Source organism: Mycobacterium sp. NGS41 (assembly GCF_059812725.1).
Map to the genome: position 1 here is coordinate 83,969 of NZ_JCALDF010000012.1, position 26,853 is coordinate 110,821.

Sequence of the window (26,853 nt, forward strand, 5' to 3'; positions counted from 1 at the left end):
CCGTGAAAGGAGCACTTCATCATGCCGAGCATCCCGCAATCGTTGTTGTGGATTTCACTCGTGGTGCTCTGGCTGTTCGTGCTGGTTCCGATGCTGATCAGCAAACGTGACGCAGTGCGGCGCACCAGCGACGTAGCTCTGGCGACGAGAGTCCTCAACGGTGGTGCGGGCGCCCGCCTGCTCAAGCGCAGCGGTCCGGCCGCCGGACATCGCAGCGACCCCGACTGGAAGCCGGACGACAACTGGGAAGACGAGCCGGTTGACGGGGTGTTCGCCGATGCGGACCACGAGGAATCCGAGGACGAAGGGCAGGACGCTGACGTAGCGCGGCCCGCGAGCCCGGCGGTCGTGGAGCACGCAGTCGTCGAGTCCACTGAGCCCGATTACCTCGACGTCGACGTCGTCGAAGATTCAGGCGCGCTGCCGGCGGGGGCCGAGGTGGCCGAGCCCGTGGTCTCGGCGGAGGCCGACGGCGAGGTCGACGAGGCTGGCGGGGCTGAGCCGCAAGCCGAGGCTTCCGAGGACGGCAGCGACGAAGAGGCCGACGAGTACGAATACGTCGAGGACTCTTCCGGTTTGGAGCCTGAGGAGGAAGACGAGGACGACGAGGCCTCGTCGAGGCCTATCGCGTCTCCCGTCTCCCGGCGGCGCCGGTTCGACACGAAGACCGCCGCGGCGGTCAGCGCGCGGAAATACGCATTCCGCAAGCACATGCTGGTCGCAATGGCCGTCGTGCTGGTCGGCTCTGCGGTTGCGGCGTTCGAAGTGTCGCCCGACGCGTGGTGGGCCTGCGGTAGCGCCACCGCCATCACGATCCTTTATCTGGGTTATCTGCGCCGGCAGACGCGGATCGAGGAGAAGGTGCGCCGTCGTCGGGCGCTGCGGATGGCCCGTGCTCGGCTTGGCGTGGAGAACGCCTACGACCGCGAATACGAAGTCGTCCCGTCGCGGCTTCGGCGCCCGGGTGCGGTGGTCCTCGAGATCGACGACGAGGACCCGATCTTCGAGCACCTCGACGATGCGGTGGCGATGCGCAACTTCGGCTGGCCTCGGGACCTGCCGAGGGCCGTCGGCCAGTAGCGCGGAACCACGGAACTGGTAGCCTGCTAGCGATCAGGGGCTATGGCGCAGTTGGTAGCGCGACTCGTTCGCATCGAGTAGGTCAGGGGTTCGAATCCCCTTAGCTCCACCGAGTTTGGGCAGTTCAGGGCAGTTTCTAACCGAGAGCACCAGTCTCAAAAGTCGGTCGTGTCCGCAGTAAATCGGCCCGACGTGCCCCAGTGACAGCTCAGTGTCACCGACGCCTTTGCGTGGCCGAGCATTCGTTGCACGTCGGCCGTTCGGGTCGACGATCTTCGGTGACCTGGCCCCGGCAGCGAGAACTCTCGGCCGGTAGCATGGGCGGAAACGGTGGGCCGGGAAGTCTGGTCGGCGACGCGGGTATCCGCGTGCCGCCGCCGTCCGGATTCGAGGTGTTCCGTTTGTCTGAGAGTGCGCCGCGGCACGTCACCAAACTTTTAACCCGCGGATCGTGGCCGGAAACTGCGCGAATTTCTGACATCTTTCGCAAGGAAACTGTGGGCGGTGCCCTACTGCTGATTGCGGCGGCCGTCGCGCTAACTTGGGCCAACTCTCCTTGGTCATCGGCTTATGAGCGACTGCGGGATACGAGAATGGGTGCCGATTTCCTCGGTCTGCATCTGAGTCTGACTCTCGAAATGTGGGCATCCGAGGGGTTGCTGGCTATTTTCTTTTTCGTCGTCGGGTTGGAGCTCAAACGTGAGTTCGTAGCGGGAGACCTGCGCAACCCCGCACACGCCGCGTTACCCATCGCCGCGGCGGTCGGCGGAATGGTCGTGCCGGCAGCGATTTTCATTGCGTTCACCGCTCGCACGGGCAATGGCGCGACAAATGGGTGGGCCATTCCTATCGCGACCGATATCGCGTTCGCTGTCGCGGTCCTGGCCGTGATCTCCACGCACTTGCCGGCGGCGTTGCGCACATTCTTGCTGACGTTGGCAGTGGTCGACGATCTCCTGGCTATCACGGTGATTGCCGTGTTCTATACCCAGAGGATTCAACTCTGGGCGCTGGTCGCGGCGGCTGTGTCGCTGGCGTTGTTTGCACTCGCCGTACAGCGTGGCGTGCGGTTCTGGTGGGTCCTGATCCCGCTCGCGGTAGTGACGTGGGCGCTTGTTCATCAATCGGGCGTTCATGCCACCGTTGCGGGCGTCCTGCTCGCCTTTACTGTCCCAGTGCTGCGGCGCGATGCAGCAGGAGACGTAATCGGCATGGCTGAACATTTCGAGCACGGCACGCGGCCGCTATCGGCGGGGTTCGCGGTCCCAGGGTTCGCTTTCCTTGCAGCCGGCGTCACCGTAGGCGGCTACCAGGGATTGCTCGACGCGCTCGACAACCCAATCACCTTCGGTATCGTGCTCGGCCTCGTGGCCGGTAAGGCGGTCGGTGTCTTTGGCGCCGCGGGCATACTCGCCACCGTTACCCGCGCACGCCTCGACGAAGGTCTGCGCTGGATCGATGTGTTCGGGATCGCCCTGCTGGCCGGCATCGGGTTCACCGTGTCGTTATTGATGGGCGACCTCGCCTATGACGCTGGCTCGGAACGAGACGCGCTAGTGAAGATCGGCGTGCTGACTGGGTCCTTAGTCGCCGCAACCCTTGCGGCGATTGTGCTTCGACTGCGCAATCGCCACTACCGGGCCCTGTGTGCCCAGGAGGCTCTCGACGAAGACCGCGACGAAACACCCGATGTCTATGCCAGTCAACACGGGGTGGTCAAATGTCCAGCGCGGGCCGCTGAATCTGATGTTGATCCGTCCTGATCACTGCTATGCGAGGCGCTCGAGTTCCGCGGCAGCGGCTTCGAGGATCGCGGCGGCCAGTGCGCGGCGGGCCCGCGGCTCGTGCGGTGCCGTCCTAGCAGCGCGCCCGTAGGAGTAATTGTGGCGCCGTCGGGGTAAGTGTTGTGTTTAGAGTCATGTCACTGTTCGGGTCGGGATGCTTCCGTTGGGAGGGACTTCGATGAGCAAGTTCGTTCGTCGCATGGCGGGTGCTGTCGGGATAGCAATAGCGCCCATGGCCTACGTCATAGTGGTGTCGCCTGGCGTGGGCTCGGCGGACCCCCCTGACTGCGGTCCGGGCAACTGGTGGAACCCAGGAACCAATGCGTGCCAGCCCTTAGCGCCCCAGGATTGCGGTGCGGGCAACTGGTTTGACCCAGGAGCCAATATGTGCCGGCCCGTCGTGCCACCCGCTAACCAATAGCATCACCACCGCGCCGCGATACCGCCTGGGCCTACGCTCATGGAGGTACGAGGAAAGGTGCACGATGCTCGCAGCGTTCGGATTCGAAACCCTGGGTGTAGTCGTCGGAGACATGTATTTCGTCGACCCGGCCCCGCTCGCCGATCAGGAAACCCCGGAACGGGGGGTCCGACTGGAACTCCGTCTAATCGACCGGGCAGAGCCCCACGGTTCGATCTACGCCGGCATTCCGATCACCTTCACCCGCCCGGTGTGGCGGGTGGACCTTTTCGGATCCACGGAGAGCCCGCCCGGGACGTTGGACCGCGCCCATCACCACCCCCGTTTTGACGGTTGGGAACCTGGACGCCGGCACTTCGTCGACGAGCTATCAGCCGATCCGCTGTCCTGGCTGGCCGATCAGCTGGCCGACCCGGCCGCCGTGCTGGCTCGGGCAGGCGTCGATGCCGATGAGGTCACCGACGCCGATAAGTCCGGCCTCGCGGCCGCGGCCCCGGAGATTGTCGCCGCGGTGAAACGGATGCTCGACGGCGTGCGCGACGGGGAATTGGCCCCGGCCCCCGCCGAGCCGGTCGCTGCCGCCCGCACCGGCTGGCTCTGATTTGACCCCGTCGCTCGTCGATGGGGGCCCAAAGAGATACAAAGCCAGAGCACGGAGACGACCGCTCGGCGAATGACTTTTACTATCGGCGATCAACGGTACGCTCGGCTCTCATGGAGCCCGGCGATCTCGAATCACGCGTGACCGCTCTGGAACGCGAGGTGCGCAATCTGGCCGGCCGAGTGCAGGCGAGTGAACAGGACGCCGCAGCCGCTCGTGTGCTCGCGGGTGCCGCCGATCGTGACGTCAGTGAGTTCCGCGGTGACCTCCGCCAGTTCCGCCAAGCCACGGCGGCGAGTTTCAACGCTCTTCGGGAGGATTTCGTCGACCTCCGAAAGGATTTCGTCGACCTTCGCGAGCACGTCGATCGAGGGTTCACCGAGATGCGTGGCAAGTTCGACGTCGTGGCGGTCGGACAACAGCATATTGTCGACCTGCTACAGACAATCGTGACTGATCGAGGACACGAACCGACCGAATAAGCAGGTCCAAGCAGCAGCTACGGGCCGTTCGCGTCCGTCGACGACTAGCACATTCGCTATGCCCAGCGTTCGGACATGTCGTCCAGCTCGTCGTTCGCGTCGACCCGAATGAACCGCCCACTGATACATCTCGACACAGGCGGGCAGCGTGCCCCGGGTGGTGAGGAGACGCAGAATCGCCCCAAAATGGTCAATTTTGGGGGCTTTTGCGTCTGCTCGCCGCAACGAACTGCAGCGCGCGCTGCGTCTCCTGTTCGATGTCAACCAGGCCGGCCGACGAGAACAGGTCGACGAAGGCGTCCCGATCGAACATCGTCAGGCCGACCACCCCGGCGCCGGCCTTGAGGAAGCGCTGGATCGGCGGCGGCTGGCCCGCATAACTGGTGAGGATCGCGATCCGCCCGCCGGGTTGCAGCACGCGAACCATCTCGTGAGCGACCCGGAACGGCTGGGGCATGAGATAGAGCGCACCGAAACAGCAGACAGCGTCGAACGTTTCATCGTCGAACGGCAACATGCGGGCATCGCCGCGGACGTAACACGTCCGCGGCCCGCTGTTGTCGATCACGGCGCGGGTCAGCATCGGCTCGGAAATGTCGAATCCCACCGCTAAGCTGCCGTGCGGCAGTTGTTCGGCCAGCGGCCCGGTGAAATTACCTGGCCCGCAAGCGACGTCGAGCAACCTGCGAGCGCTCGACAGCTGTAGGGCCGATGCCGCGCGGCGCTGCTCGGCTCCGGTGGTGACGCCGCTGGCGACGTAGAACGAGGCCGGACGCCATAGCCGCTCGTACACGGTCGCCACGAACGCGCTGTTCATGGCGCGCTGCGCAAACGTCGGAGCCGGAGATCCGGTCGCTTCGCCGAGCACGTCGAGGAAGCCGTGCCGCAATTCCGCGGTTCTGTCGAGCAGTGCGCGCGTCGACTCAAGCGGGTTGTTGTCTTGGTCCAATTTCGGTCCATTCCGGTTTGCCCTTCCGGGGCAGTTCGAGCTGACGGCCTGCTGTGAGGCTAATGCGTCTGCTTGCCGCCGTCGCGGCCGACGCCATAGCCTGGGTCGCATCGGACCGCGAGCAGGCCTGGTGCCTGGCGCGGATGGGACGCGAACGGGGCGGGCTCATGGCAGTGCAGGCACCGCGAGTCCCTGGAATAGCGCAGTGGCCGAATTGACCGGCGCGCGAGTGGAAGAACTCGCGGCGATGGACATCTTCAACGGATGCCCCGCCGAGGACTTGCTGCCGCTCGCGGCCACCGTCGAGCCCCTGCGGGCCGCCGCCGGGCAGGTGCTGATGCGGCAGGGGGAGCGCGCCATTTCGTTCCTGCTCATCGCATCGGGTGCGGTCGAGGTCAAACATGTCGGAGACGACGGCGTGGTAATCGTCGAACACGCCCACCCGGGCATGATCGTCGGCGAGATCGCCTTGCTGCGCAACATCCCGCGCACCGCGACGGTAACCACGACCGAACCGCTGACCGGATGGATCGGGGACAACGACGCCTTCGCGCGGATGGTGCACATCCCCGACGTCGCACAACGACTGCTGCGCACGGTGCGCCAGCGTCTGGCCGCATTCATTACCCCGATCCCGATGACGGCTCGCGACGGAACCGAGCTGATGCTGCGCCCGGTCCTCCCCGGTGACGACGAGCGGACCATACATGGACATGTCCAATTCTCCAGCGAGACGCTGTACCGGCGGTTCATGACGGCTCGCGTCCCCACTCCGGCGCTGATGCACTACCTCTCCGAGGTCGACTACGTCGACCATTTCGTCTGGGTGGTCACCGACGGGGGTAACCCGGTGGCTGACGCGCGCTTCGTCCGCGACGAGAGCGATCCGACGGTCGCAGAGATCGCGTTCCTCGTCGCCGACGCCTATCAGGGCCGTGGCATCGGCAGCTTCCTGATCGGCGCGCTGTCCGTCGCGGCCCGGGTCGGCGGAGTCGAAAGGTTCTCCGCGCGGATGCTTTCCGACAATTTGCCGATGCGCACGATCATGGACCGCTACGGCGCAGTCTGGCAGCGGGAGGACGTCGGGGTGATCACCACCGTCATCGATGTGCCCCGCACGCGCGACCTCCATCTGGGACGCGACATGGTTGACCAGATCAAGCGCGTCGCGCGCCAAGTAATCGAAGCGGTCGGCTGACTCGCCTCCTGAGGACCACTGGCCGTGATAGGAACGGGCATGCGGCCGTTCTGGATTGGCCCGTTCACGATCCTGGTGGTAGCCGCATGTGCACAGTCGCCGGCGCCGGTGCCCGCACCCTCTGCGTCCCCATCGGCGCATCCCGGCAACGTCAACCCCGCCAACATCAAGCGGATGAGCCGCGAGATGCCGCCGGGCTACGAGGTGACCAGCGGCATTCCCAGCGCGGCTTCACCCCGGCTGATCTGGGGTTTCAAGGCGGATGCCGCGCTTATAACGGCCAAGCCGGCGCAGTGCGGGGCACTGGCCGATCCCGCCAGCGGACGCGGCCAGGCGCAGGGCGTCTCGGGATCGGGTTCGGGCGGCATCGTCGACGCGGTGGTGGTTGCTGTGCCGTCCTTGCCGGGTCCCGTCGCTCCCGACCACGCCCTCGTCGCCGCGTGTGGGCAGTGGACCATGGTCGACGCGCACACGGCGCATGTCGAGGCCGGCGTTCGCCTGATCGACCCTCCGCACATCGACGCCGTCGAGACCATCGGCATGGTGGCCGACATCCGGACATCTGTCGAGTCGGGCACCGAAATCGACTCGCGGACATATACATTCATCGCATACCTGGGCGACTATTACGCATTCACCACGGTGACCACCGACCCCGGCTCAGCACTTCCAGCTCTGACACCGCAATTCGCCGCCGATCTGCTCGTCAAAACGGTGTCCGCGTTACGCGGCTGAGCGTCCGTGGTCGGCTAGATTGACCACGATGTTCAAGGTGGTGTTCGCGGTCGCATCGGCGTGCATGCTCGCCGGATGCTCCTCGGGTGCGACCCCTTCCGGGAGTCTGTCCTCGAACGCCGACATCGCCAAGGTCACCGGCATCAAGTCGAGCTTCGGACCCGAGTTCAAGGTCCTCGACATCTCGGAGCGGGCGATAGACCCCAAGCTGCTCTCTGCCCGGAAGCTGCCCGAGGGGCTGAAGTTCGATCCCGCGAACTGTGCGAAATTGGCGGCAGGGCCGGACATGCCCCCGGACTTGCAGGGCAACATGGCCGCGGTATCGGCCGAGGGCAATGGCAACCGGTTCGTCGTCATCGCCGTGGAGACTTCCAAGGAACTGCCCTTCAACGACCCCGGCAAGGACTGCAACAAAGTGGCATTCGCCGGGGGCCCGGTGCGCGGCGGCATCGAGGTGATCGACGCGCCGCGGATCGACGGTGCACGCACGCTGGGGGTGCATCGGGTCCTGCAGGCGGTGGTCACCGGCGGCCCGCGCACCGGCGAGCTGTACGACTACTCCGCTCAGTTCGGCGACTATCAGGTGATCGTCATCGCCAATCCGCTAGTGGTGCCGGATCAGCCGGTTGCCAGGGTCGACACGCAACGTGCCCGCGACCTGCTGGTCAAGGCGGTTGGCGCGGTTCGCAGCTGACGGTTACCGCACGCCGCGCGGCCGGAACTGGATGCTGACTCGCGGCCCGGTCGGCGCCGAGGTCTTGGGAACCGCGTGCTCCCAGGTGCGCTGGCAGGACCCGCCCATGACCAGCAGGTCGCCGTGGGCCTGCGCCAGTCGCAACGACGGGCCGCCCCCGCGCCGGCGTAATGCAAAGGTGCGCGTGGCGCCGAGGCTGACAATCGCCACCATGGTGTCTTCGCGGCTGCTGCGACCGATGGTGTCGCCGTGCCAGGCCACGCTGTCGGAGCCGTCGCGGTAGCAGCACAACCCGACCGTGGTGAAGGGCTCTCCCATCTCGGCGCCGTAGATGTCGTTGAGCCGCCGCCGCAGCCGAGCCAGCATCGGATGTGGGGGCTCCTCGATGGCCAGGTCGAGAAAGCTGACCAGCCGCGGCACGTCGACCACCCGGTCGTACATCTGGCGCCGCTCGGCTCGCCACGGCATGGTGGCCAGCAACGCCTCGAGCAGACCGTCGCCTTCCTCGAGCCAGCCGGAGCGGATTTCGATGAAGGCGCCGTCGCCGAGTTGGCGTCGCTCGGTGTGCTCGAACAGCGAGCCCTGTACTGAGCCCGGTACCGGGGTCCTCACGTCAACCAGGATATCGCACATCCGTTCGATCAACGGGGGCGAAAGCCAGCGGCTACGGTTCTACTGTGAGTCCTGTCGAGCTGGGCACCAATTCCGAGGTGGGAGCGCTGCGGGTCGCGATTCTGCACCGACCGGGGGCCGAGCTGCGGCGACTCAACCCGCGCAACAACGACCAGTTGCTGTTCGACGGGCTGCCCTGGGTCTCGCGCGCGCAGGACGAACACGACCAGTTCGCCGAGCTGCTGCGGTCCCGCGGGGTGGAAGTGCTGCTGATGTCCGAGCTTTTGACCGAGGCGCTGCAGCACAGCGGGGCCGCGCGGATGCAGGGAGTCGCCGCCGCCGTCGATATGCGCCGACTCGGAGCGCCGCTGGCGCAAGAGCTTTCGGGCTACCTGCGTGGCCTGGATCCGGCCGCGCTGGCGCACGTGTTGATGGCCGGCATGACTTTCGACGAGCTTCCGTCGGACACCCGGACCGACGTGTCATTGGTACTGCGCATGCACCACGGGGGTGATTTCGTCATCGAGCCCTTGCCGAATCTGGTGTTCACCCGCGACTCGTCGATTTGGATCGGGCCGCGGGTGGTAATTCCGTCGCTGGCGCTGCGGGCGCGGGTCCGGGAGGCCTCGTTGACCGATCTCATCTATGCCCACCATCCGCGGTTCACCGGCGTGCGGCGGGCGTATGAGTCGCGCACTGCACCGGTCGAGGGTGGGGACGTGCTGTTGCTCGGCCCGGGTGTCGTCGCGGTGGGGGTAGGGGAGCGGACCACACCAGCTGGTGCGGAAGCGTTGGCGCGCAGCCTTTTTGACGACGACTTGGCGCACACCGTGCTGGCGGTGCCGATCGCGCAGCGGCGTGCGCAGATGCACCTGGATACTGTGTGCACGATGGTCGACACCGACACGGTCGTGATGTACGCGAACGTCGTCGAGACGCTTTCGTCGTTCACCATCCAGCGCACGCCCGACGGTGTGACCATCAGCGACGCGACCCCGTTTCTGGAGGCCGCGGCCAACGCGATGGGGATCGACAAGTTGCGCGTCATCGACACCGGGCTGGACCCCGTCGTCGCCGAACGCGAACAGTGGGACGACGGTAACAACACGTTGGCATTGGCGCCCGGTGTCGTCGTCGCCTATGAGCGCAACCTGCAGACCAACACCCGGATGGAGGATGCGGGCATCGAGGTGTTGACGATCGCGGGCTCCGAATTGGGCACCGGTCGCGGGGGCCCACGCTGTATGTCGTGTCCGGCCGCCCGGGATCCGCTCGATTAGCGCCCAGCGTGTGCTCGGGCCGTGGCGTTGCGGCGTTGGGTGTGAGCCCAGGGCGTTGCGGGTGAAGTTGCGGCTTTGCGGGTGAACACTGGGCGGGATCTCGTCGGCTTCGTCGCCGTGGCTTCACTGCCGTCGCCCAGGCTTCACTGCCGACGCCCAGGCTTCAACCCCAACGCCCAGGCCGTGGCGTTGCGGCGTTGGGTGTGAGCCCAGGGCGTTGCGGGTGAAGTTGCGGCTTTGCGGGTGAACACTGGGCGGGATCTCGTCGGCTTCGTCGCCGTGGCTTCACTGCCGTCGCCCAGGCTTCACTGCCGACGCCCAGGCTTCAACCCCAACGCCCAGGCCGTGGCGTTGCGGCGTTGATTGTGAGCCCAGGGCGTTGCGGGTGAAGTTGCGGCTTTGCGCGTGAAGACTGGGCGGGATCTCGTCGGCTTCGTCGCCCTGGCTTCACTGCCGACGCCCAGAGTTCACACCCAACGCCTTGGCTTCACTGCCGTCGCCCAGGCTTCACCCCCAACGCCCAGGCTTTAGCGTTGCGACGTTGAGTGTGAGCCCAGGGCGTTGCGCGTGAAGTTACGGCTTTGCGGGTGAACACTGGGCGGGATCTCGTCGGCTTCGCCGCCCAAGCTTCACTCCCAACGCCCTGGCTTCACCCCCGACGCCCAGGCTTCACCCCCAACGTTGGCTTCACTCCCAACACCCAAGCAGACCGATCAACGCCAGCTGGGCAGCCAGATCTCCATGTCCCACGTCTCTTGCGAGATGGGCAGACCGGTCAGCACCGGGAACAGCCAGGCGAAGTTCGTCGCGACCAAAGCCACGTAGCAGGCCACGACGATCAGACCCAGTGTTCGTCGTTCGGGGCTCCGACGAGTTCTGACCGATTCGACGGATCCGACGGGATAGACGGGATAGAGGATGTCGCCGAGGATCAGCGCGATTGCCATCACCAGGAACGGCCCCATCGTCGCCGCGTAGAAGAAGTACATCTGGCGATCAATGTCGGCGAACCACGGCAGCCAGCCGGCGCAATAGCCGACCCACACCACGGCGTAGCGCCAGTCCCGCCGAACCAGCATCCGCCACGTCGCGTAGAGCAAGACTGGCACCGCCAACCACCACATCGCCGGCGTACCGACCAGCATCTCCGCCTTGACGCATGATTGTGCGCCGCAGCCGGGAACATTCTGCTGGTCGATGGCGTAGAGCACCGGCCGCAACGACATCGGCCAGCTCCACGGCTTGGACTCCCAGGGATGGTAGTTGCCCGCGGAATTCGTCAGGCCCGAATGGAATTGGAAAGCCTTGGCGGTGTAGTACCAAAGCGAGCGGATGGCATCCGGCAGCGGGACAACACTTTTGGGACCGATCGTCAGACCAACCTGGTGGCGGTCGATCGCGGTCTCGGATGCGAACCATCCCGCATAGCTGGCCAGGTAGACCGCAAACGGTATGAGCCCCAGCGCATATCCGGTGGGAACCACGTCACGCCGCAACACCCCCAGCCATGGCCGGGGTACCTGGTACTGGCGCCGCGCGGCCACGTCGAACGCCAACGACATGATCCCGAAGAACAGCACGAAGTACAGCCCGGACCACTTTGTCGCACAGGCCAATCCGAGCAGCACCCCGGCGCCGAACCGCCACCAGCGGACGCCTAACCGCGGGCCCCACATGGTTTCGGCGCTGCGGCCTTCCAGGAAGGCGACGTGCATCCGTTTCCGAATCTGATCGCGGTCGACGATCAGCGCGCCGAACGCCGCGACCACGAAGAAGGTGAGAAAGCCGTCGAGCAGTGCGGTCCGCGCCGCGACGAAGCTGACGCCGTCGCAGACGAGCAGCACCCCGGCGATGCCACCGACCAATGTCGAGCGGCTGATCCGCCGGACGATGCGCGTCACCAGCACCACCAGCACGACGCCAAGCAACGCGCCGGTGAACCGCCACCCCACGCCGTTGTAGCCGAAGATCGCCTCGCCGAGTGCGATCAACTGCTTGCCGACCGGCGGATGGACGACAAGGCCGTAGCCGGGGTTGTCTTCCACCCAATGGTTGTTCAGCACCTGCCAGGCCTGGGGCGCGTAATGCTTCTCGTCGAAGATGGGCGTGCCGGCGTCGGTCGGCGAGCCCAGGTTCAGAAACCGGGTCAGCACCGCGAGCAGCGAAATCGCGGCCGTCACGATCCAGCCGCGCATCCAATCCACCGGCCCGAAATCAGCAACCGGAACCAGCGGCCCGGGGCTGACGACAGGCACCACACGCTCCTCGCCGACGTCAGGCTTTTCTTGGGGCGGGGCGGTCATCACGTCGATCGTAGGCTGTCCGTCATGACTCATGGCCGCCTGTTGCTCGCCGCGACCCCATTGGGCCAGCCGTCAGATGCCTCACCGCGGCTGATCGACGCGCTGGCGCATGCCGATGTGGTGGCCGCCGAGGACACCCGGCGGGTGCGAAACCTGGCCAAAGTGCTCGACGTCACCATCTCCGGCCGAGTGGTCAGCCTGTTCGACCGGGTGGAGGCCGCGCGGGCTGCCACATTGCTGCCTGCGATCGAATCCGGTGCGACGGTACTAGTGGTCAGCGACGCCGGAATGCCGGTGATCAGCGACCCCGGCTATCGACTGGTCGTGGCGTGCGCGGATGCCGGGCTGCCGGTGCAGTGCCTGCCCGGACCGTCCGCTGTGATCACCGCGCTGGCCGTTTCCGGTCTGCCGGCCGAGAAGTTCTGCTTCGAGGGCTTCGCCCCGCGTAAGAAGTCGGCGCGCCGGACCTGGCTGGCATCCCTCGCCGACGAACCCCGGACCTGTGTCTTCTTCGAGTCGCCGCGACGGTTGGCCGCCTGCCTGCGCGATGCCGTCGAGCAGCTCGGGGGTGCGCGTCCGGCGGTTGTTTGTCGCGAGCTGACGAAAGTGCACGAGGAGGTGGTCCGCGGCTCGCTTGACGAGCTGGCCGAGTGGGCGGCCGACGGCGTGCTGGGCGAGATCACCGTCGTGTTGGGCGCTGCGCTGCCGCACGCCGACCTGCCCTCCCTGGTGGACTCGCTAGTGGAACAGGTCGAGGAGCTGGTCGCCGGTGGTGTGCGCATCAAGGATGCATGCAGCCTGGTCGCCGGGCAGCATTCGGAGGTGCGCACCCGCCAGCTGTACGACGCGGTGCTGCGGTCACGCGAGGTTGAGCAACCGGATTAGCCGACGGCCGCAGCGGCCGGCAGTCCGACGATCGGGGCCGCCTTGTGCAGGCATTCGTCCCATTCGGCGTCGGGATCGGAGTCGGCGGTGATCCCGCCGCCGACGCCCAGCACGGCGTTCCCCGCGGTGTCGAATTCGACGCTGCGGATCGCCACGTTGAGTTCGCATCCGGCCATCGGTGAAGCCAAACCGACTGTGCCGCAATATATCCCGCGTCGACGCGGCTCCCATTGCGAAAGCAGCTGACGCGCACGCAGTTTGGGCGTCCCGGTGACCGAGGCCGGCGGAAAGGCGGCGTCCAGCAACTCCGACGTCGGCAGCTCGGGGGGCACCCGCGCCGACACCGTCGACACCAGGTGCCATACACCCGGCGCACGGCGCACCACCAGCAGCTCCGGCACGGTGACCGTGCCGGTAATCGCCACTCGGCCAAGGTCATTGCGGACCAGGTCGACGATCATGATGTTCTCTGCCACCTCTTTGGCCGAAGCCCGCAGCGCCGACGGCCAGGCATCCAGCGGCAGCGTGCCCTTGATCGGGCTGGACGTCACCGCGGTACCACGCCGCCGCAGGAAAAGCTCGGGGGACAGCGACGCCACCGCTCCCCACGGGCCGGCGACATAGGCCGCCCGAGACGGGGAAGTGCGTGCGACAGCGTCGACGAAGAAGTCGAGCGGGGTCCCGGTCACCGTCCCGGTGAACTGCGTGCACACGCAGGCTTGGTAGACCTCGCCGGCGGCGATCGCTTCCAGGCAGGCGAGTACGCCGTCGCGGTGTGTGTCGCGGTCGGCGGCATCCCAGTCGATCCGGCACTCCCGCGGCGGCGTCGGCGTTGCTGCCACGGCGGCGGCCAGCCAGTGCGGCATCGGCGCACCCGACAGGCTCTCGTACCACCACTGGGCGTCGCGGTCGCGGCGAAGCACGCAGTCGGTCCAGCCGCCGGCGGCTTCGGGGATCCGGTTTTCCTGCCCGTCGGCGCCGGCGTCGGGATAGGACAGGTACCCGACCCAGCCGCCGCCCACCGCAGGGCCGGCTGGTCCTTCTGGACGCGGCCGAACGGCAAACGCGCAGTCTGGGGCGACCGGTTGCATCGAGACGCTGGGGACGATCACCGCCAGTGCGTCGAACCAGTCCCCGGTCAGCGCGGCCGGCGGCGGCAGATCGAGCCGGGTGGTGGCGTCGCCGACGGCGCGCAACACGCGGGGTGCGCCGCCAAGATCGCCGAGCCGCTCGATTCGCACCGCCCTAGCTTGACAGAACACCGAGTTTTCGTGCTCTGAGCCTGCCGAACCCTCAGCTCCGGCTGATCTCACGCGCGCTGGCCAGTGCCGCCAGCTTGTCGGGGTTGCGCATCACGTAGAAGTTGGTGATTTTTGGCCCATCAAAATCGTCGGCGATCTCCAGCGTGACGACCATCGCGAGCTGCTCGTCGAGGTAGAACAGCACCGCCGGGGCGCTATTGCAGGTAGCCAGCTCGACGCGGACCCCGGTTCCCGCCTTGCGCATCAGCCCGGTGATGGCTCGCGCGACCCGCTCGGCGCCGACCACCGGCTTGCGGGCCGCGGTCGCCTTGCCGCCGCCGTCGGCCATCCAGGTGGCGTCCGGAGCGAGCATCGCCATCAGCGCGTCCACATCGCCGCTGGCCGCGGTTTGCAGGAACTGCGCGGTGATCTCGGCGTTGCGTTGCGGGTCTATCGGCGCTCGGGACGCGCCGCCCCACTTCCGCCGGGCCCGGACGTGTTCCCGCGCCCGGTGTGCGACTTGCCGTACCGTCGGCGCCGGCTTGTCCACCGCTTCGGCGATCTCGCCGTAGTCGAAACCGAACACCTCCCGTAGCACGAACACCGCGCGCTCGTCCGGGCTCAGCGTTTCCAGCAGCACCAGCATCGCCATCGAAACCGATTCCGCCAGAACGACATCTGACGACGGGTCTTGCTCGTCGAGAAGTAACGGCTCCGGCAGCCACGGCCCCACATATTCCTCACGGCGTCGCGCGCCGGCCCGCAACGTGTTGAGGGCCTGGCGGGTGACCAGTTGGGCGAGGTAGGACTTCGTGTCGTGCACGCGTGCCAAGTCCACCGCCGCCCACCGCAGATAGCTGTCCTGCAGCACATCGTCGGATTCGGTTGCCGAGCCGAGGATTTCGTAGGCGATGGTGAACAGCAGCGGTCGCAGCAGGGTGAAGCGTTCGGCGTGCTCACCGTTCGCCGGTGCCGCGGGTGGCGAGGTCATCGCAGCGCCACCTCCTGGCTGGCGGCCAGTCGCTCCTGCCGCTTGCCGCCCTTGAGCCAGGGGTACCAGCCCGGGTTGGCGGCCTCGCGCCGGATGGCCCACACCGTGCCTTTGCAGATCATCTCCTTGATGGAGGCGGCGGTTCGTCCACCGATCGCGAGGTTCACCGGAGTGTCGTCGGTGCGGGAGAGCTGGAAAGTGCCATGTGTGCGGCCGAGGCTGATGCACTGGCCGACGAACGCCTGGTTCAGCACCTCGGGGGCGCTGCCGGCGATTCGGCTGAGCACGGTGTTGGCGGCCTGGATCCCCAGCGGCCCCGCGGCCTGGCAGCTCATCCGCAGCGGCTGACCCGACGGCGCGGCGGCGTCACCCGCGGCCACGATGCGATCGTCGTCCACGCTGGTCAGTGTTTCATCGGTGAGCAGCCGGCCCGTCGCGTCGGTGGCAAGCCCGCTGCGAGTGGCCAGATCGGGCACCGTGAAGCCGGCCGTCCACACGGTCGCGGCGCTGGGCACCACGGCGCCGTTGGCGAGCACCACCGCGTCCCACTGCACCTCGCTGGCCGGCAGGGACTCGAGCACGTTGACGCCGAGCGCGCGCAGTCGCTTCGCCACCGAGCGCCGGCCCCGCTGGCTCAGCGACGGCCCGAGTAGCCCGCCGCAGATCAGCGTCACCGGGCGTCCCTGCTCGGCCAGTTCAGCAGCGGTTTCGATGCCGGTCAGTCCACCGCCGACCACCGCGACGGGAGCGCTGAACGGCAGATCGGTCAGCGCGTAGTGCAGTCGTTGCGCGCTGTCCAGATCGGCGACGGAATGCGCGTATTCGGCTGCGCCGGGCACCGCCAGCGGCGTCGCGCCGGTGCTGCCGACGGCGTAGACCAGGTAGTCGTAATCCAGCGAGACACCTGAAGCAAGGAATATCCGGCGGGCAGCGGCGTCGATGTGGTCGGCGCTGTCGACGATCAACTGAATTCCCTCACCGAGCAGCGAACCGTAGTCGACTGTCGCGCTGCCGGTGTCGGCGACCAACTGGTGCAGGCGGATTCGCTCGACGAACACCGGGCGCGAGTTCACCAGCGTGATGTCGACATCCGGGTGCTGGCGCAGATGGTTGGCGGCCAGGGTGCCGGCGTATCCGCCGCCGACGACGACGACATGAATTCTTTGGTTGTCGCTCTCGGTCATTTCTGTCTCCTGTTCGTTCGGGACTTGTGACCTGGAGACACCGCAGGCCGGCCAGGCGTGACAATTCGGGCCGCGATTGTGACCCGTCTCACGCAGCCGTCAGCACCAGACGTCTTCCGTTCATCGCAGATACTGCAGGACAGGTATATCTGTTCAGATCATGCTTAAAGTATGTATAGTTGCGAAATCATGAATGGTCGGTCTGTATGTCTGCCGCCGTCCGGTCGCGTGCCCGTACAGCGCGCAGGCGGCGGCCAGCTGAGGCCCTCGGAGCCGCGGTAATGGACCTCGCGACGGTACCGACCGCCATCGACTCGCATTCCAACCCGCCCGAAACCTGCGAGCGGAGTCGACGGCCCGACATTCAGGGACTGCGAGCTGTCGCCGTCCTCATGGTCGTCGCCTTTCACGCCGGGCTCCCCGTGCCGGGCGGCTTCGTTGGCGTCGACGTGTTCTTCGTGATCTCGGGCTTCGTGATCACGGGGATGCTCCTCCGCGAACGGGAGGCCTTGGGGCGCATCCGCTTCGGACAGTTCTACCTGCGCCGATTCAAGCGACTCATCCCGGCACTCGCGCTGATGGTCACCGTGACCATGATCATTTCGGTCGCCGTCTTGTCGCCGCTGGGCACACAGCAGACCGCCGCCAAGACGGGGATCGGCGCGATGCTGCTCGTCGCCAACGCCGTCATCGCCCGAACGACGGGTGGCTACTTCGACGCCGATGCGGCGACCAACCCTCTGCTCCATACCTGGACGTTGTCGGTCGAAGAGCAGTTCTACCTCGTCTTCCCCGCCCTTATCGCCCTCGGTTGGTACATCGCCAGCCGGCGCCGCACCCTCCGATTCACACCCCACGTCTTCGTGGCGTTCATCGCTGTCGTCTCTTTCGGTCTCGCGTCGTTCGGTCTGTCGGCGCTCGCCAGCTTGACCCAGCTCCCCGGTTCGTACGGCCACGCGACCGAAATGATGCTGGGCTTCTACAGCCCGGCGACCCGGTCGTGGGAGTTCGCCCTGGGAGTGCTGCTGGCCTTGCTAGCCAAACGACTGAAGATCCAGTCCAGACGCGTTACCCTCGCCCTCGGTTTCCTGGGCATAAGCATGCTGATCGCGTCGCTGTGGCTCATCTCGGGCAAGACGCCCTTCCCGAGCGCGTGGACGTTCATCCCCGTCATCGGGGCGCTGCTCGTTCTTGCGGCTGGTATCGGTGCCACTAACCCCGTGACTCGCGCCCTGGCCGTCGATCCCATGGTCAAGATCGGCGACTGGTCGTACTCCATCTACCTGTGGCACTGGCCCTTCATCGTGTTCGCCGGAGCGCTCTGGCCGGACAGTCGAACAGCGCTACTCGTTGCTGCCGCAGTGTCGTTCATTCCCGCTGTCGCTTCTTACCGCTGGGTTGAAAAGCCGATTCGAAATCTCCAAGGGCTTCGGGGCCGGCGGCTGGTGCGGGTCGTGTCGATCACGCTGTGCGTGCCGCTGTTCGCCTGCTCGTCGGCCCACCTCGCGGCCGATAGCGGCTACTGGTCGCCAAAGGTGCGGGCGATGCAGGACGCGGTTCTCCAACCGCTTGCGATGGGTAGTAGCGAGTGTTCGGCCACCACCAACATCTCCTGGGAGCTGATCCATTCGTGCGTCTGGAACGCCAATGCGGCGGGCAAGCCGATCTACGTCGTCGGTGACTCGACCGCCTGGCATTTGAGCGACGCAGCATTCGGTGCCAGCCGTCTTCTCGGCAGGCCGCTGACCATGATCAGCCTGCTGGGCTGCCCGTTTAAGGATGTGTTCATCCAGTCCCCGAACCTGCCGTCGTACCGCAACCAGAAGGCATGTCGACAGAGCTACGAGGGCGCGATGCGCTGGCTCGGTGAGCAGCCGCCGGGCACGGTCGTCATCTCGGAACTGAACGATTGGTACCGCAAGACTGACGTTGACACTGCGGTCGGCCGGCAGTCCGACGCGCTCACCAGAAGCCTTGCGGGACGCAAGCAGGTGCTGGATGACGGTCTCACGTTCACGATCGTGACACTCCAGCATGCGGGTCACTCGGTGCTCCTGGTGCAGGCCGCGCCTGACTTCGAATACCCGGTCAAATTCGATCCGCTGCGCTGCAAGTGGAACAAGCTGCTGACCGACACCTGCGTCGCTCGAATGCCCAAAAGTGTCGCGGATTCCATCCAGCAGATCGAACGTTCGTCCCTAGAAAAGATCGCCACTCAGACGGGAGCAGGCCTGTACGACCCGCGTGACTTCTTCTGCTCAAGTGACGAATGCAGCACTCAAAGGCATGGGATTGACCTGTACAGAGATGCCTTCCACTTTTCCGCAAATGCCAGCCGCATGCTTGCGCCATCGCTCGCAGATGCGCTGAATCGGCTCCCCTAGATCCAATGGAGTTGACCATTGTCCGCACCGCCAACGAGAACTCGCCATGATCGCCCTCGTCATGCGTCGGCGGGCGTCCGGGGACGGGCGACAGGACCCCCGGGTGACTCAGTTTCAGCGCAGGTCGCGGCCCAAATTGAGCAGAGCCGCGGCGGGGTGCACATGCTACGCTTTCCGCGACAATTGGTGGCCTGCCCTGGGCCGACGAACGACAAAACCACGCAACAATTGTGGATCCCTATTGCGCATCGGAGTGCATGGGGAAAAGCAGTCTTGAAGAAGACCATTCCTTGGTTGGGTCCTGACATCCGGGCACCCGAAAAGGGACATGTGCCATCGGAGGACCTCGTGCCGCGAAGTCTGGACCTGGTCGTCACCTCGGTGGCCAAGCAGCTGATGGAGGCCACCGCCTCCACCGCCACCCAAGTCACCGAAAACGTCCTCGCGCAGCTCGTCGACCAGATGGGTTTGAGCGGTAGCTTCCTGCGCCACCACGACCACGACATCCGAGCCTCCGTACTGGTTGCCGAGTGGCCGCCGCGAGTCGACGTTCCCGACCCGGATCCGCTGGCCGTCGTGCACTTCACCAGCGCCGACCCGGTGCTCGCGGAGTGCGAGCACGGCCGCAAACCCGTCGTGATCCGGCCGGACAACGGCAACCGCCCCTTCCAGCGCCGCAACGCGGTAGTCAACGACGACCCATCGCCGTCGGTGGCCGCCGCGCCGCTGGTCTCGCATGACGTCACCACCGGAGTGTTGGGCTTCGTCAAGGCCGGCGCCCGGAAGTGGAAGCAAGAAGAGATCAACACGCTCGAGGCGGTGGCCGCTCTGTTCGCGCAGTTGCAGGCGCGTATCGCGGCCGAGGAAAAGCTGCGCTACCTCGCCGAGCACGACGACTTGACCGGCCTGTACAACCGGCGCGCGCTGGTCGCGCACCTTTCCGACCGGCTCGCGGCCGGAAGCACCGGACCCGTCGCCGTCCTGTATCTGGACCTCGACCGGCTGAAGCCGATCAACGACTACCTGGGGCACACCGCCGGCGACTGGTTCATCCGCGTCTTCGCACAGCGGATCCGCGTGTGCGCCGGAAGCCATTGCATGATCGCCCGCATCGGCGGGGACGAGTTCGTCGTGATTCCGGATCAGCCGATGTCGAGTGGGAGCGCGGAGTCGTTCGCCCGCCGTCTGGGCTCGATGCTGCGCGAGCGCCTGGCGATCGGTGGCCACATGATCACCCGAACCGTCAGCATCGGACTGGCGGTGGGCATGCCGGGGCGGGACAACAGCACCGACCTGCTCCGCCGCGCGGACGAGGCCGTTCTGACGGCCAAGCGCGGTGGCGGCAATCAGGTCGCGCTGTCCACCGACGACATGTCGCTGAAAAGCGCGTTCCGCAACGACATCGAGCTGCACCTGCAGGGCGACATCGACAGCGAAGCGCTGCTGCTGCACTACCTGCCCGAGGTCGATCTGTGGACCGGGGCCATTGTGGCCGCCGAGGCGCTGGTGCGCTGGCGGCACCCGATTTGGGGGCTGCTGCTGCCGGATTCGTTCATCGGGGTAGCCGAATCGACCAATCTGGCAGGCGAATTGGGCCGTTGGGTGATGCGCGCCGCCTGTGCCGAATTCAGCCGCTGGCGATCCAACGGCGTCGGACTGAGCGCGACCCTGCGCATCAATGTCTCACCCGTGCAACTGATCACCCGCGGTTTCGTCCGCACTGTTGCCGACACCATCGAAGAGTTCGGTATCGACGGCGGATCGGTATGCCTCGAGATCACCGAGCGCGCGGTGGTGCACGACATCGAAACCACCCGCAAGACGCTCGCCGAGCTCAAGGAGGTCGGCGTCCAGATCGCCATCGACGACTTCGGCACTGGCTACGCGGTTTTGTCGCACCTGAAATCCCTGCCCGTCGACATGCTCAAGATCGACACCGGATTCGTGCGCGACCTGGGCACCAACGCCGGCGACCTGGCCATCGTTCGCGCCATCATCGGCCTCGCCGAAGCCTTCGGTCTGCAACTGGTCGCCGAGGGAGTCGAAACACCAGCTGCCGCACTGACTTTGATGCAACACGGATGTCACCGCGCGCAGGGGTTCTTGTTGTCGCGCCCCGTCCCGGGCAATGCGATGGAGGCGTTGCTGTCCGCGCGCTGGATGCCGATGCCGTTCCTCGCCGACCGCGAAGCGTTGTCCCTTGGAGCGATCTAGTCTTGGCGAGTCTCGTGTTGCGGAAGAAGGCGCTCGTCGTTGTCGCGTGCGCGACGTTGCTGCTCAACGGATGCGGTGCCAGTCACCCAAACCCGGGGCCGCTCAACGCGATGGTCAGTCCGGCCATACCGCCGGCCGCGCAAGAGATACCCAACCCGCTGCGCGGCCAGTACGAAGACCTCTTGGAACCACTTTTCCCGCAAGCTAATCCAGCCCAGCGGCGGTACCCCGCCTGGCCCAAGTCGTATGACGCCAGCCTGCGGGTGTCGTGGCGTGAACTGCAGCCCGCCGACCCGCGCACGCTGCCTCCCGATGCTCCTGACGATCGCAAGTACGACTTCAGGGTGATCGACGACGCGCTGGCCAAACTTGCCGAGCGCGGCATGCGGCTCACGCTTCGCGTGCACTCCTATAACTCGTGTTGCGATGCGGTCTACCCCAACGACACCAACATCGAGATTCCGGACTGGGTCCGCGCCCTGCCCGGCGCGAGCACCAGCTACCAAGGGCCGCCGGAAGGCTCATCCACGCGTGGCCTGACGCAGGTGGTGCCGAACTGGAATGACCCAGGCTACCTGGCCGGTTTCGAGCAGCTGCTGGCAGCGCTGGGCCGTCGCTACGACGACGACGAACGGCTCAGCGTTTTCGAGTTCTCCGGCTACGGGGACTTCAGCGAAGACCACAACGCCTATCTGCGCGACGTGCTGAAGGCGCCCGGCCCGGGGCCAGACGAGAGCATGGCAGCGCTGGGCTATTACAGCCAGTTCCGCGACCAGAACATCACCAAGGATTCCATCCGGCGGCTGGTCGCGGCCAACGTCAACGCCTTTCCGCACACCCAGATGGTGGTGACCGTCGCCAACGCCGAAATCGTGCGGCAGATGCTCGCCGGCGACGTCACCAAGAAGCTCGTTGCACCGGCAGGGATCCGCTCCGACGCACTCGGCGTCTACGCACCGTTTCCGGTCTGGGCCGAGGACGACGCGTCCTACTACGTGCGGATCAAGGACCCGCTCGTCGCCGAGCTGAAAAAGCGGCTGGCGGAAGCGCCGGTGATCACCGAATGGGGCGGTCAGCCGCCGACTAAAACCGACCCGAAGGACTATTACGAGAAGGGTCTGCGCGACGTCGTCAAATACCACGTGTCGATGACGTCGAGCGTGAACTTTCTGGACGCGAATTCCACCACCGCGATGGATCCCAAGCTGTATTTGCTGTGGGCTCAAGCCAACGTCGCCGCGGGCTACCGATATTCGGTGGAAGCCCGCGCCGGATCGCAGACGGTGCGCGACGGGACGGCCAAGATAGCTGTCACCTGGACCAACTACGGCGCCGCCGCCGCTACGGAGAAATGGGTTCCCGGCTACCGGTTGGTCGACTTCTCGGGCACCGTAATCCGTACACTGCCCGCCTCAGTGGCCTTGAAGAGCCTGGTCCATACCGGCGGCACCTCCGGTGACCAGCCGGTCCCGGCATCGTCCACCGAATCCGTGACTGTCGACCTGGCCGGCCTGGCGGCGGGTCGCTACCGGCTGCAAGCCTCGGTCGCCTGGCAACAGCACAAACCCCAGGCGACCCACGTGGTGAACTATCCGCCGATGTGGTTGGCCCGCGACGGACGCGACGAGTCCGGGTGGTATTCGATCGCGACGCTTGACGTACCTCGCGACGCGCTGACGTCGGAGGATCGGCGATGATGCGGCGTAGCTGCTCCGCGTCCTGTCCAGAGAGGTCCTAGTGGATTTCCGCACTTTTGCCCGCACCTTGGCTTCACATTGGAAGCTGTTCGTCGCCGCCCTGCTGGCATGCCTAGTCGGTGCCGCGGCCGTCACCGCATTCCAGACCAAGAGCTACCAATCGTCGGCCACCGTCCTCATCTCGTTTTCCGGCGAAACTGACCTCACCCAGGTGTTCCAGGGCACCCAGGCCGCCCAGGAACGGTTGTCGTCGTACGCGGCCGTCGCCGGCGGGCACGCGGTCGCCGAGCGCGCGGTCAAGCAGCTGCACCTGCCGATCAGCCCGGACGAAGTGGCGAGCCGGACCCAGGTGAACTTCACCCCGAAATCGACGCTGTTCACGATCACCGTCACCGACACCGATCCCAAACGCGCGGCCGCGCTGGCCCAAGCGATGGCCGAGCAGTTCACCGTCATTGTCGGAACGCTCGGCGTCAGCAAGACGGGTCCGGCCGCACCGGTCACCACCGTCGCGCCGACCACCTCTGCTGCACCCCAGAACCCCGACGGTCAACCGACGACGTCACCGGAGCCGGGTGAGACCACCATTTCCGCCCCGACCCCGGCTGCTGACCCGCAGCCCGCGACGACTCCGACGCAGAAACCGCCCATCGCCCGGGCAACGATCGTGGAGCAGGCCGGGATACCCGATCAACCGGTCAAGCCGGTGCCGATGCGCAACATGGCGATGGGGTTGGTCGCCGGTGTGCTGCTGGGTATCGGGGTGGCGCTGACCCGCGAGGCCACCGACCGAACCGTCCGTACCCGCGAAAAGCTGGAAGAACTTTCGGGCCTGCGGACCCTGGCTCAGCTGGCCGGGCGTCGCGGCAGCGCACCGCGGTACGGCACCGACATCTCGTTCGACGACGCCGTGCGCGGGTTGCGGGCCCGGCTGCTGCGGGCGATGGGGCCCGAGGCCACGCGGGTGTTGCTGGCCGCGCCGTTCGGCGGTGAGGGAACGACGACGACCGCGCTGAACTTGTCCCGCGCGTTCACCGAACTCGGCGAAGACGTGCTCCTCGTCGAGGGCGACGCCCGCCGGCCGGTGATCGCCGGCTTGCTCAAAGTCGAATCCGGAGAAGGGCTGGGCAACGCTCTGGCCAACCCCGACATCGCCACGGAAGCCGTTAAGCCAACCCCGATTTCGAAGCTTTTCGTCCTTGCGGCACGAGCGGTCCGGCGGGAGACGCTGCCCTGCAGCGCCTACCTGCCGCAGGTGCTGGACAAGGTGCTGCAGGACGTCTCGGCAACCTTCGACCGAACGGTGGTCGACGGTCCACCGGTGCTGGCCACCGCCGACGCGGGGCTATTGGCCGGCGCCGTGCACGCGACGGTGTTGGTCGTCCGGGCGGGGCGCACCACGGAGGACGAACTGACCGACGCATTGACCGCGCTGCGCGCCGCCGGTGCCAACCTGGTGGGCACCGTGCTGACCGACGCCCGGGTACCGCGGCATACCAGCGCGGCGGCCCGAACCTACCGGGCGAAGGTCAGCAGACCGACGTGATCCTGTACTTCCGCAGCCGCCAGCGCTTGGCACTGAATGGGGCCTTGCTGGGGCTGTTCCTGTTCGGCTGCTTTCTGTTCGGCGTGTTCTCGGTGCGCACCACGGTTTACGGCATGATGCTGGTCGGCGCGATGTTCTGCCTGGTCGTGTACTGGTCGCGGCCGGAGGCGATGGTGTGGGTCGCGGTGTTCTTGGCGATGGCGTCGCTGCCGCAGGGCTTGCATGTCGGCAAAGTCTTCGGGCCGGTCTCGATCTACGCCTACCACCTGGCGTTGTTGTTGGGCATCTGCTACCTCATTCCTTTTGTGCGGCCGCGGTTTACGGATTTTTTGTTGCCGGCGATGTTTGCCTTCATCGTGCTGTATTTCACCGCGGTCGGGTTCGAGACCGGACATGCTCCGGTAGCGGTGGTGCGCGAAGCGACGTTCCTGCTGGAGATGGTCATCGGGTTCGTGTTGGCGCTGTTGATCGTGACCGGCGACTACATCAAAGGCGTCGTGGGGGCGATCGCGGCGATGCTGTGGTTTTCGGCGGGCATGGCCGTGGTGGGTTCGCTGCACGGAATTCGGCTGATCGGCCGCGAAGAGGCGGTGGAGACGGGTGACGCGGCGACCCGGGTGATCACCACCGCCCTGACCCCTTCCGTCGCCGTGCTCACCGTACTGGTCGCCGCAACGGTCGTCGGCCGGGTCCAACCGTCGACGTACCTCGTCTTGGGCACCCCTGCGCTGGTCGTTGCGGTGCTGGCGTTCTCGCGAAACACGCTGATCGCAGCGACGATCGCCGCCGTCGTCGCGTTCCTGGCCAACCTGGGCTGGTCAGCCCTGCGCCGCACATTCGGTTTCGTCGCCGTCGGCGCGGCGATACTGGCCGTGGCGTTGCCGGGCGCATTGTTCCTGCTACAGCATTCGGCGGCCGGGACGTGGCTCGGCGATCAACTCACCGCCTACAGCCACAGGGTGCTGGGCGGCGTGTCGGCCAGTGCGCTGGCCGTGGACCAGTCGACGCTGGACAGGCTGGCCGAAAATGCCCACCTCTTCCCTGCCATCGCCAAAGCCCCGGTGTTCGGCCACGGTTTGGGATACGCCTATCAGCTGCCGTTCGGGAACGACCCGACGGGTTTCACTGAGACGCTGGGCACTACCTACGCCCACAACTTCTACCTCTGGTGGATGGTCAAAGCCGGGGCGGTGGGCATGGCGGCGTTCGCGGTATTCGCCCTCGTGCCGATAGTCCGGGCACTGCGGCGCGGATCGGCACCGGCGAAGATCAGCGCGGCGGTCTCGATCGGTCTGTTGGTGATGTGCAACGTAGATCCGCTGCCCGAGGAGTCGCCCAGCGGCCTGACGCTGGGTCTGGCGCTGGGAGCGGCGATGGCGTTCGCCAGCCTGGGGCGCACTCGCCCGGAAGCCGTCGAGGTGGAAGCCGATCGCGTGCCGGCCGAGACACTCCGGTGAATTCTCTTTCGAGCCGGCTGCGGGTGCTTGTGGTCGGTCCGGCACCGGCCGGGACGGCCAGCCGCGGCGGCATGGCGACGGTGGCGGCCCTGATGGCGGCACATCCCGACGAGCGAATGTCGATCACGGTGGTGCCGACGTACGTCGACGGCTCGCTGTTGCATCGGCTCTTCGTCGGCATCGGCGGAATGCTGCGCGCCAGTTGGCTTTTGCTGCGTGGCCGCGTCGACGTGCTGCACGCGCACCTGGCACACGGCGGCAGCGTGATTCGCAAGGCGTTGCCGTTGTGGACGGCACGGCTGGCGGGTGTGCCCGCTGTGGTGCACGCGCACAGCTACGACTTCGGCGGCTGGTTCGACCGGCAACCGGTGCCGGTTCGCGCAGTGGTCAGACGCATGCTGGTCGCCGATCAGTGGGTGGTGCTGGGCCGGGGCCATGTCGACGAGTACGCGAGCCGATTGGGTGTCGATCAGGCGCGGATCAGCGTGTTGCACAACGCTGTCCGGGTCCCGGATACCCCGGTGGCGCAATCGGGTATCGAGCTGGTGCACGCCGTGTCATTCGGTCGGCTGGGAGTGCGCAAGGGCAGCTACGACCTGATCGCCGCGATCGGCGCTCTCGACGAGCCGGTGCGCAGCCGATTGCGGGTGACTTTCGCCGGCGACGGCGAGGTCGCGGAAGTACGTGCGGCCGTCACCGCGGCCGGGTTGGACGAGACGATTCAGGTGGCGGGCTGGCTCGACTCGTCGGCTCGTGACGAACTGCTGTCTAGGGCAAGCATTTTCGTACTCCCCAGCTACGACGAGGGCCTGCCGATGGCGCTGTTGGAGGCGATGGCGTACGGGTTGGTGCCGGTGACGACGATGGTCGGCAGCATCGGGGAGGCGATCAGCGATGGCGTCAACGGCCTGCTGGTCCGTCCCGGTCATCCCGACGAGATCGCCTGGGCGCTAACCGCGTTGGTCGATGACGAGCAGTTGCGGGTTCGCCTGGCCGGCGCCGCTCGCAGCCGCGCGGACGACTTCGCGCTCGAACGCTGGTATCAACGGTTGACGGGGCTATGGACTGACATAGCCAGCGATCGGCGAGCACTTCGCTGAGCTATGGGGTTCCGG

The 26,853-nt window shown here is 66.4% G+C and carries 21 protein-coding genes and 1 tRNA gene; 16 read left to right on the forward strand and 6 right to left on the reverse strand.

Annotation, left to right across the window (positions count from 1 at the left end; all coding sequences use genetic code 11):
- The first annotated feature begins 21 nt into the window (after window positions 1-21).
- The 5 genes from sepX (at window position 22) to AC5Y21_RS13650 (ending at window position 4,368) form a co-directional block, all read left to right on the forward strand.
- Entirely contained in the window at window positions 22-1,080 is a 1,059-nt protein-coding gene (sepX, locus tag AC5Y21_RS13630) for a divisome protein SepX/GlpR (protein WP_499912984.1), read from the forward strand.
- Window positions 1,081-1,116: 36 nt separating this feature from the next.
- Window positions 1,117-1,189: transfer RNA gene (locus tag AC5Y21_RS13635), tRNA-Ala, on the forward strand.
- 259 nt (window positions 1,190-1,448) lie between these two features.
- The gene (gene nhaA, locus AC5Y21_RS13640; protein WP_499912985.1) at window positions 1,449-2,843 is read left to right on the forward strand and encodes a Na+/H+ antiporter NhaA; all 1,395 of its coding nucleotides are present in this window, start codon (window positions 1,449-1,451) and stop codon (window positions 2,841-2,843) included.
- 506 nt (window positions 2,844-3,349) lie between these two features.
- Window positions 3,350-3,886 (forward strand): hypothetical protein, encoded by a 537-nt coding sequence (locus tag AC5Y21_RS13645; protein WP_499912986.1) that lies wholly within the window; start codon window positions 3,350-3,352, stop codon window positions 3,884-3,886.
- 113 nt (window positions 3,887-3,999) lie between these two features.
- Window positions 4,000-4,368, forward strand: coding sequence for a hypothetical protein (locus AC5Y21_RS13650; RefSeq protein WP_499912987.1), 369 nt, complete (start codon window positions 4,000-4,002; stop codon window positions 4,366-4,368).
- Between the two features lie 190 nt (window positions 4,369-4,558).
- On the opposite strand, the gene AC5Y21_RS13655 is transcribed toward AC5Y21_RS13650, so the two are convergent.
- Complete coding sequence (locus AC5Y21_RS13655; RefSeq protein ID WP_499912988.1) at window positions 4,559-5,317, reverse strand: class I SAM-dependent methyltransferase; 759 nt, start codon at window positions 5,315-5,317, stop codon at window positions 4,559-4,561.
- 247 nt (window positions 5,318-5,564) lie between these two features.
- Between AC5Y21_RS13655 and pat the strand changes: the two genes are divergently transcribed.
- From pat to AC5Y21_RS13670, 3 genes are read left to right on the forward strand one after another with little or no spacing between them, the layout of a single operon-like run.
- Window positions 5,565-6,515 carry an acetyltransferase Pat gene (gene pat, locus AC5Y21_RS13660; protein ID WP_499913031.1) on the forward strand — a complete coding sequence of 317 codons (951 nt, stop codon included), beginning with the start codon at window positions 5,565-5,567 and terminating at the stop codon, window positions 6,513-6,515.
- A 39-nt stretch (window positions 6,516-6,554) separates the two neighbouring features.
- Window positions 6,555-7,250, forward strand: coding sequence for a DUF5642 family protein (locus tag AC5Y21_RS13665; protein ID WP_499912989.1), 696 nt, complete (start codon window positions 6,555-6,557; stop codon window positions 7,248-7,250).
- 28 nt (window positions 7,251-7,278) lie between these two features.
- Complete coding sequence (locus AC5Y21_RS13670; RefSeq protein ID WP_499912990.1) at window positions 7,279-7,944, forward strand: DUF5642 family protein; 666 nt, start codon at window positions 7,279-7,281, stop codon at window positions 7,942-7,944.
- A gap of 3 nt (window positions 7,945-7,947) precedes the next feature.
- Here AC5Y21_RS13670 and AC5Y21_RS13675 read toward each other — a convergent pair whose 3' ends face one another.
- Entirely contained in the window at window positions 7,948-8,556 is a 609-nt protein-coding gene (locus AC5Y21_RS13675; protein ID WP_499912991.1) for an alpha-ketoglutarate-dependent dioxygenase AlkB, read from the reverse strand.
- Window positions 8,557-8,621: 65 nt separating this feature from the next.
- Between AC5Y21_RS13675 and arcA the strand changes: the two genes are divergently transcribed.
- Window positions 8,622-9,836, forward strand: coding sequence for an arginine deiminase (gene arcA, locus AC5Y21_RS13680; protein ID WP_499912992.1), 1,215 nt, complete (start codon window positions 8,622-8,624; stop codon window positions 9,834-9,836).
- A 713-nt stretch (window positions 9,837-10,549) separates the two neighbouring features.
- Here arcA and AC5Y21_RS13685 read toward each other — a convergent pair.
- The gene (locus tag AC5Y21_RS13685; RefSeq protein ID WP_499913032.1) at window positions 10,550-12,094 is read right to left on the reverse strand and encodes a dolichyl-phosphate-mannose--protein mannosyltransferase; all 1,545 of its coding nucleotides are present in this window, start codon (window positions 12,092-12,094) and stop codon (window positions 10,550-10,552) included.
- A 69-nt stretch (window positions 12,095-12,163) separates the two neighbouring features.
- Here AC5Y21_RS13685 and rsmI point away from each other — a divergent pair, with 69 nt between their 5' ends.
- The gene (rsmI, locus tag AC5Y21_RS13690; protein ID WP_499912993.1) at window positions 12,164-13,024 is read left to right on the forward strand and encodes a 16S rRNA (cytidine(1402)-2'-O)-methyltransferase; all 861 of its coding nucleotides are present in this window, start codon (window positions 12,164-12,166) and stop codon (window positions 13,022-13,024) included.
- Here rsmI and AC5Y21_RS13695 read toward each other — a convergent pair.
- The 3 genes from AC5Y21_RS13695 to AC5Y21_RS13705 are packed head-to-tail and all read right to left on the reverse strand — an operon-like array spanning window position 13,021 to window position 16,440.
- Window positions 13,021-14,265 carry an aminodeoxychorismate synthase component I gene (locus tag AC5Y21_RS13695; RefSeq protein WP_499912994.1) on the reverse strand — a complete coding sequence of 415 codons (1,245 nt, stop codon included), beginning with the start codon at window positions 14,263-14,265 and terminating at the stop codon, window positions 13,021-13,023. The two genes, rsmI and AC5Y21_RS13695, sit on opposite strands and share 4 nt — an antisense overlap.
- Before the next feature lie 52 nt (window positions 14,266-14,317).
- On the reverse strand, window positions 14,318-15,256 hold the full coding sequence (locus AC5Y21_RS13700) for an RNA polymerase sigma-70 factor (RefSeq protein ID WP_499912995.1): 939 nt from the start codon (window positions 15,254-15,256) through the stop codon (window positions 14,318-14,320).
- Window positions 15,253-16,440, reverse strand: coding sequence for an NAD(P)/FAD-dependent oxidoreductase (locus AC5Y21_RS13705; RefSeq protein WP_499912996.1), 1,188 nt, complete (start codon window positions 16,438-16,440; stop codon window positions 15,253-15,255). Before AC5Y21_RS13705 ends, AC5Y21_RS13700 begins: the two co-directional genes overlap by 4 nt.
- Before the next feature lie 281 nt (window positions 16,441-16,721).
- Between AC5Y21_RS13705 and AC5Y21_RS13710 the strand changes: the two genes are divergently transcribed.
- From AC5Y21_RS13710 to AC5Y21_RS13735, 6 genes are all read left to right on the forward strand, one after another.
- Window positions 16,722-18,824, forward strand: a complete 2,103-nt coding sequence (locus AC5Y21_RS13710; protein ID WP_499912997.1) for an acyltransferase family protein — start codon at window positions 16,722-16,724, stop codon at window positions 18,822-18,824.
- A gap of 348 nt (window positions 18,825-19,172) precedes the next feature.
- On the forward strand, window positions 19,173-21,038 hold the full coding sequence (locus AC5Y21_RS13715) for a putative bifunctional diguanylate cyclase/phosphodiesterase (RefSeq protein ID WP_499913033.1): 1,866 nt from the start codon (window positions 19,173-19,175) through the stop codon (window positions 21,036-21,038).
- Window positions 21,039-21,148: 110 nt separating this feature from the next.
- Window positions 21,149-22,735, forward strand: coding sequence for a hypothetical protein (locus tag AC5Y21_RS13720; protein ID WP_499913034.1), 1,587 nt, complete (start codon window positions 21,149-21,151; stop codon window positions 22,733-22,735).
- Between the two features lie 40 nt (window positions 22,736-22,775).
- Window positions 22,776-24,281 (forward strand): tyrosine-protein kinase domain-containing protein, encoded by a 1,506-nt coding sequence (locus tag AC5Y21_RS13725; protein WP_499912998.1) that lies wholly within the window; start codon window positions 22,776-22,778, stop codon window positions 24,279-24,281.
- Window positions 24,278-25,738, forward strand: coding sequence for an O-antigen ligase family protein (locus tag AC5Y21_RS13730; RefSeq protein ID WP_499912999.1), 1,461 nt, complete (start codon window positions 24,278-24,280; stop codon window positions 25,736-25,738). Before AC5Y21_RS13725 ends, AC5Y21_RS13730 begins: the two co-directional genes overlap by 4 nt.
- Window positions 25,735-26,838 carry a glycosyltransferase family 4 protein gene (locus tag AC5Y21_RS13735; RefSeq protein ID WP_499913000.1) on the forward strand — a complete coding sequence of 368 codons (1,104 nt, stop codon included), beginning with the start codon at window positions 25,735-25,737 and terminating at the stop codon, window positions 26,836-26,838. The genes AC5Y21_RS13730 and AC5Y21_RS13735 overlap by 4 nt, the downstream gene beginning before the upstream one ends.
- Window positions 26,839-26,853 lie beyond the last annotated feature (15 nt).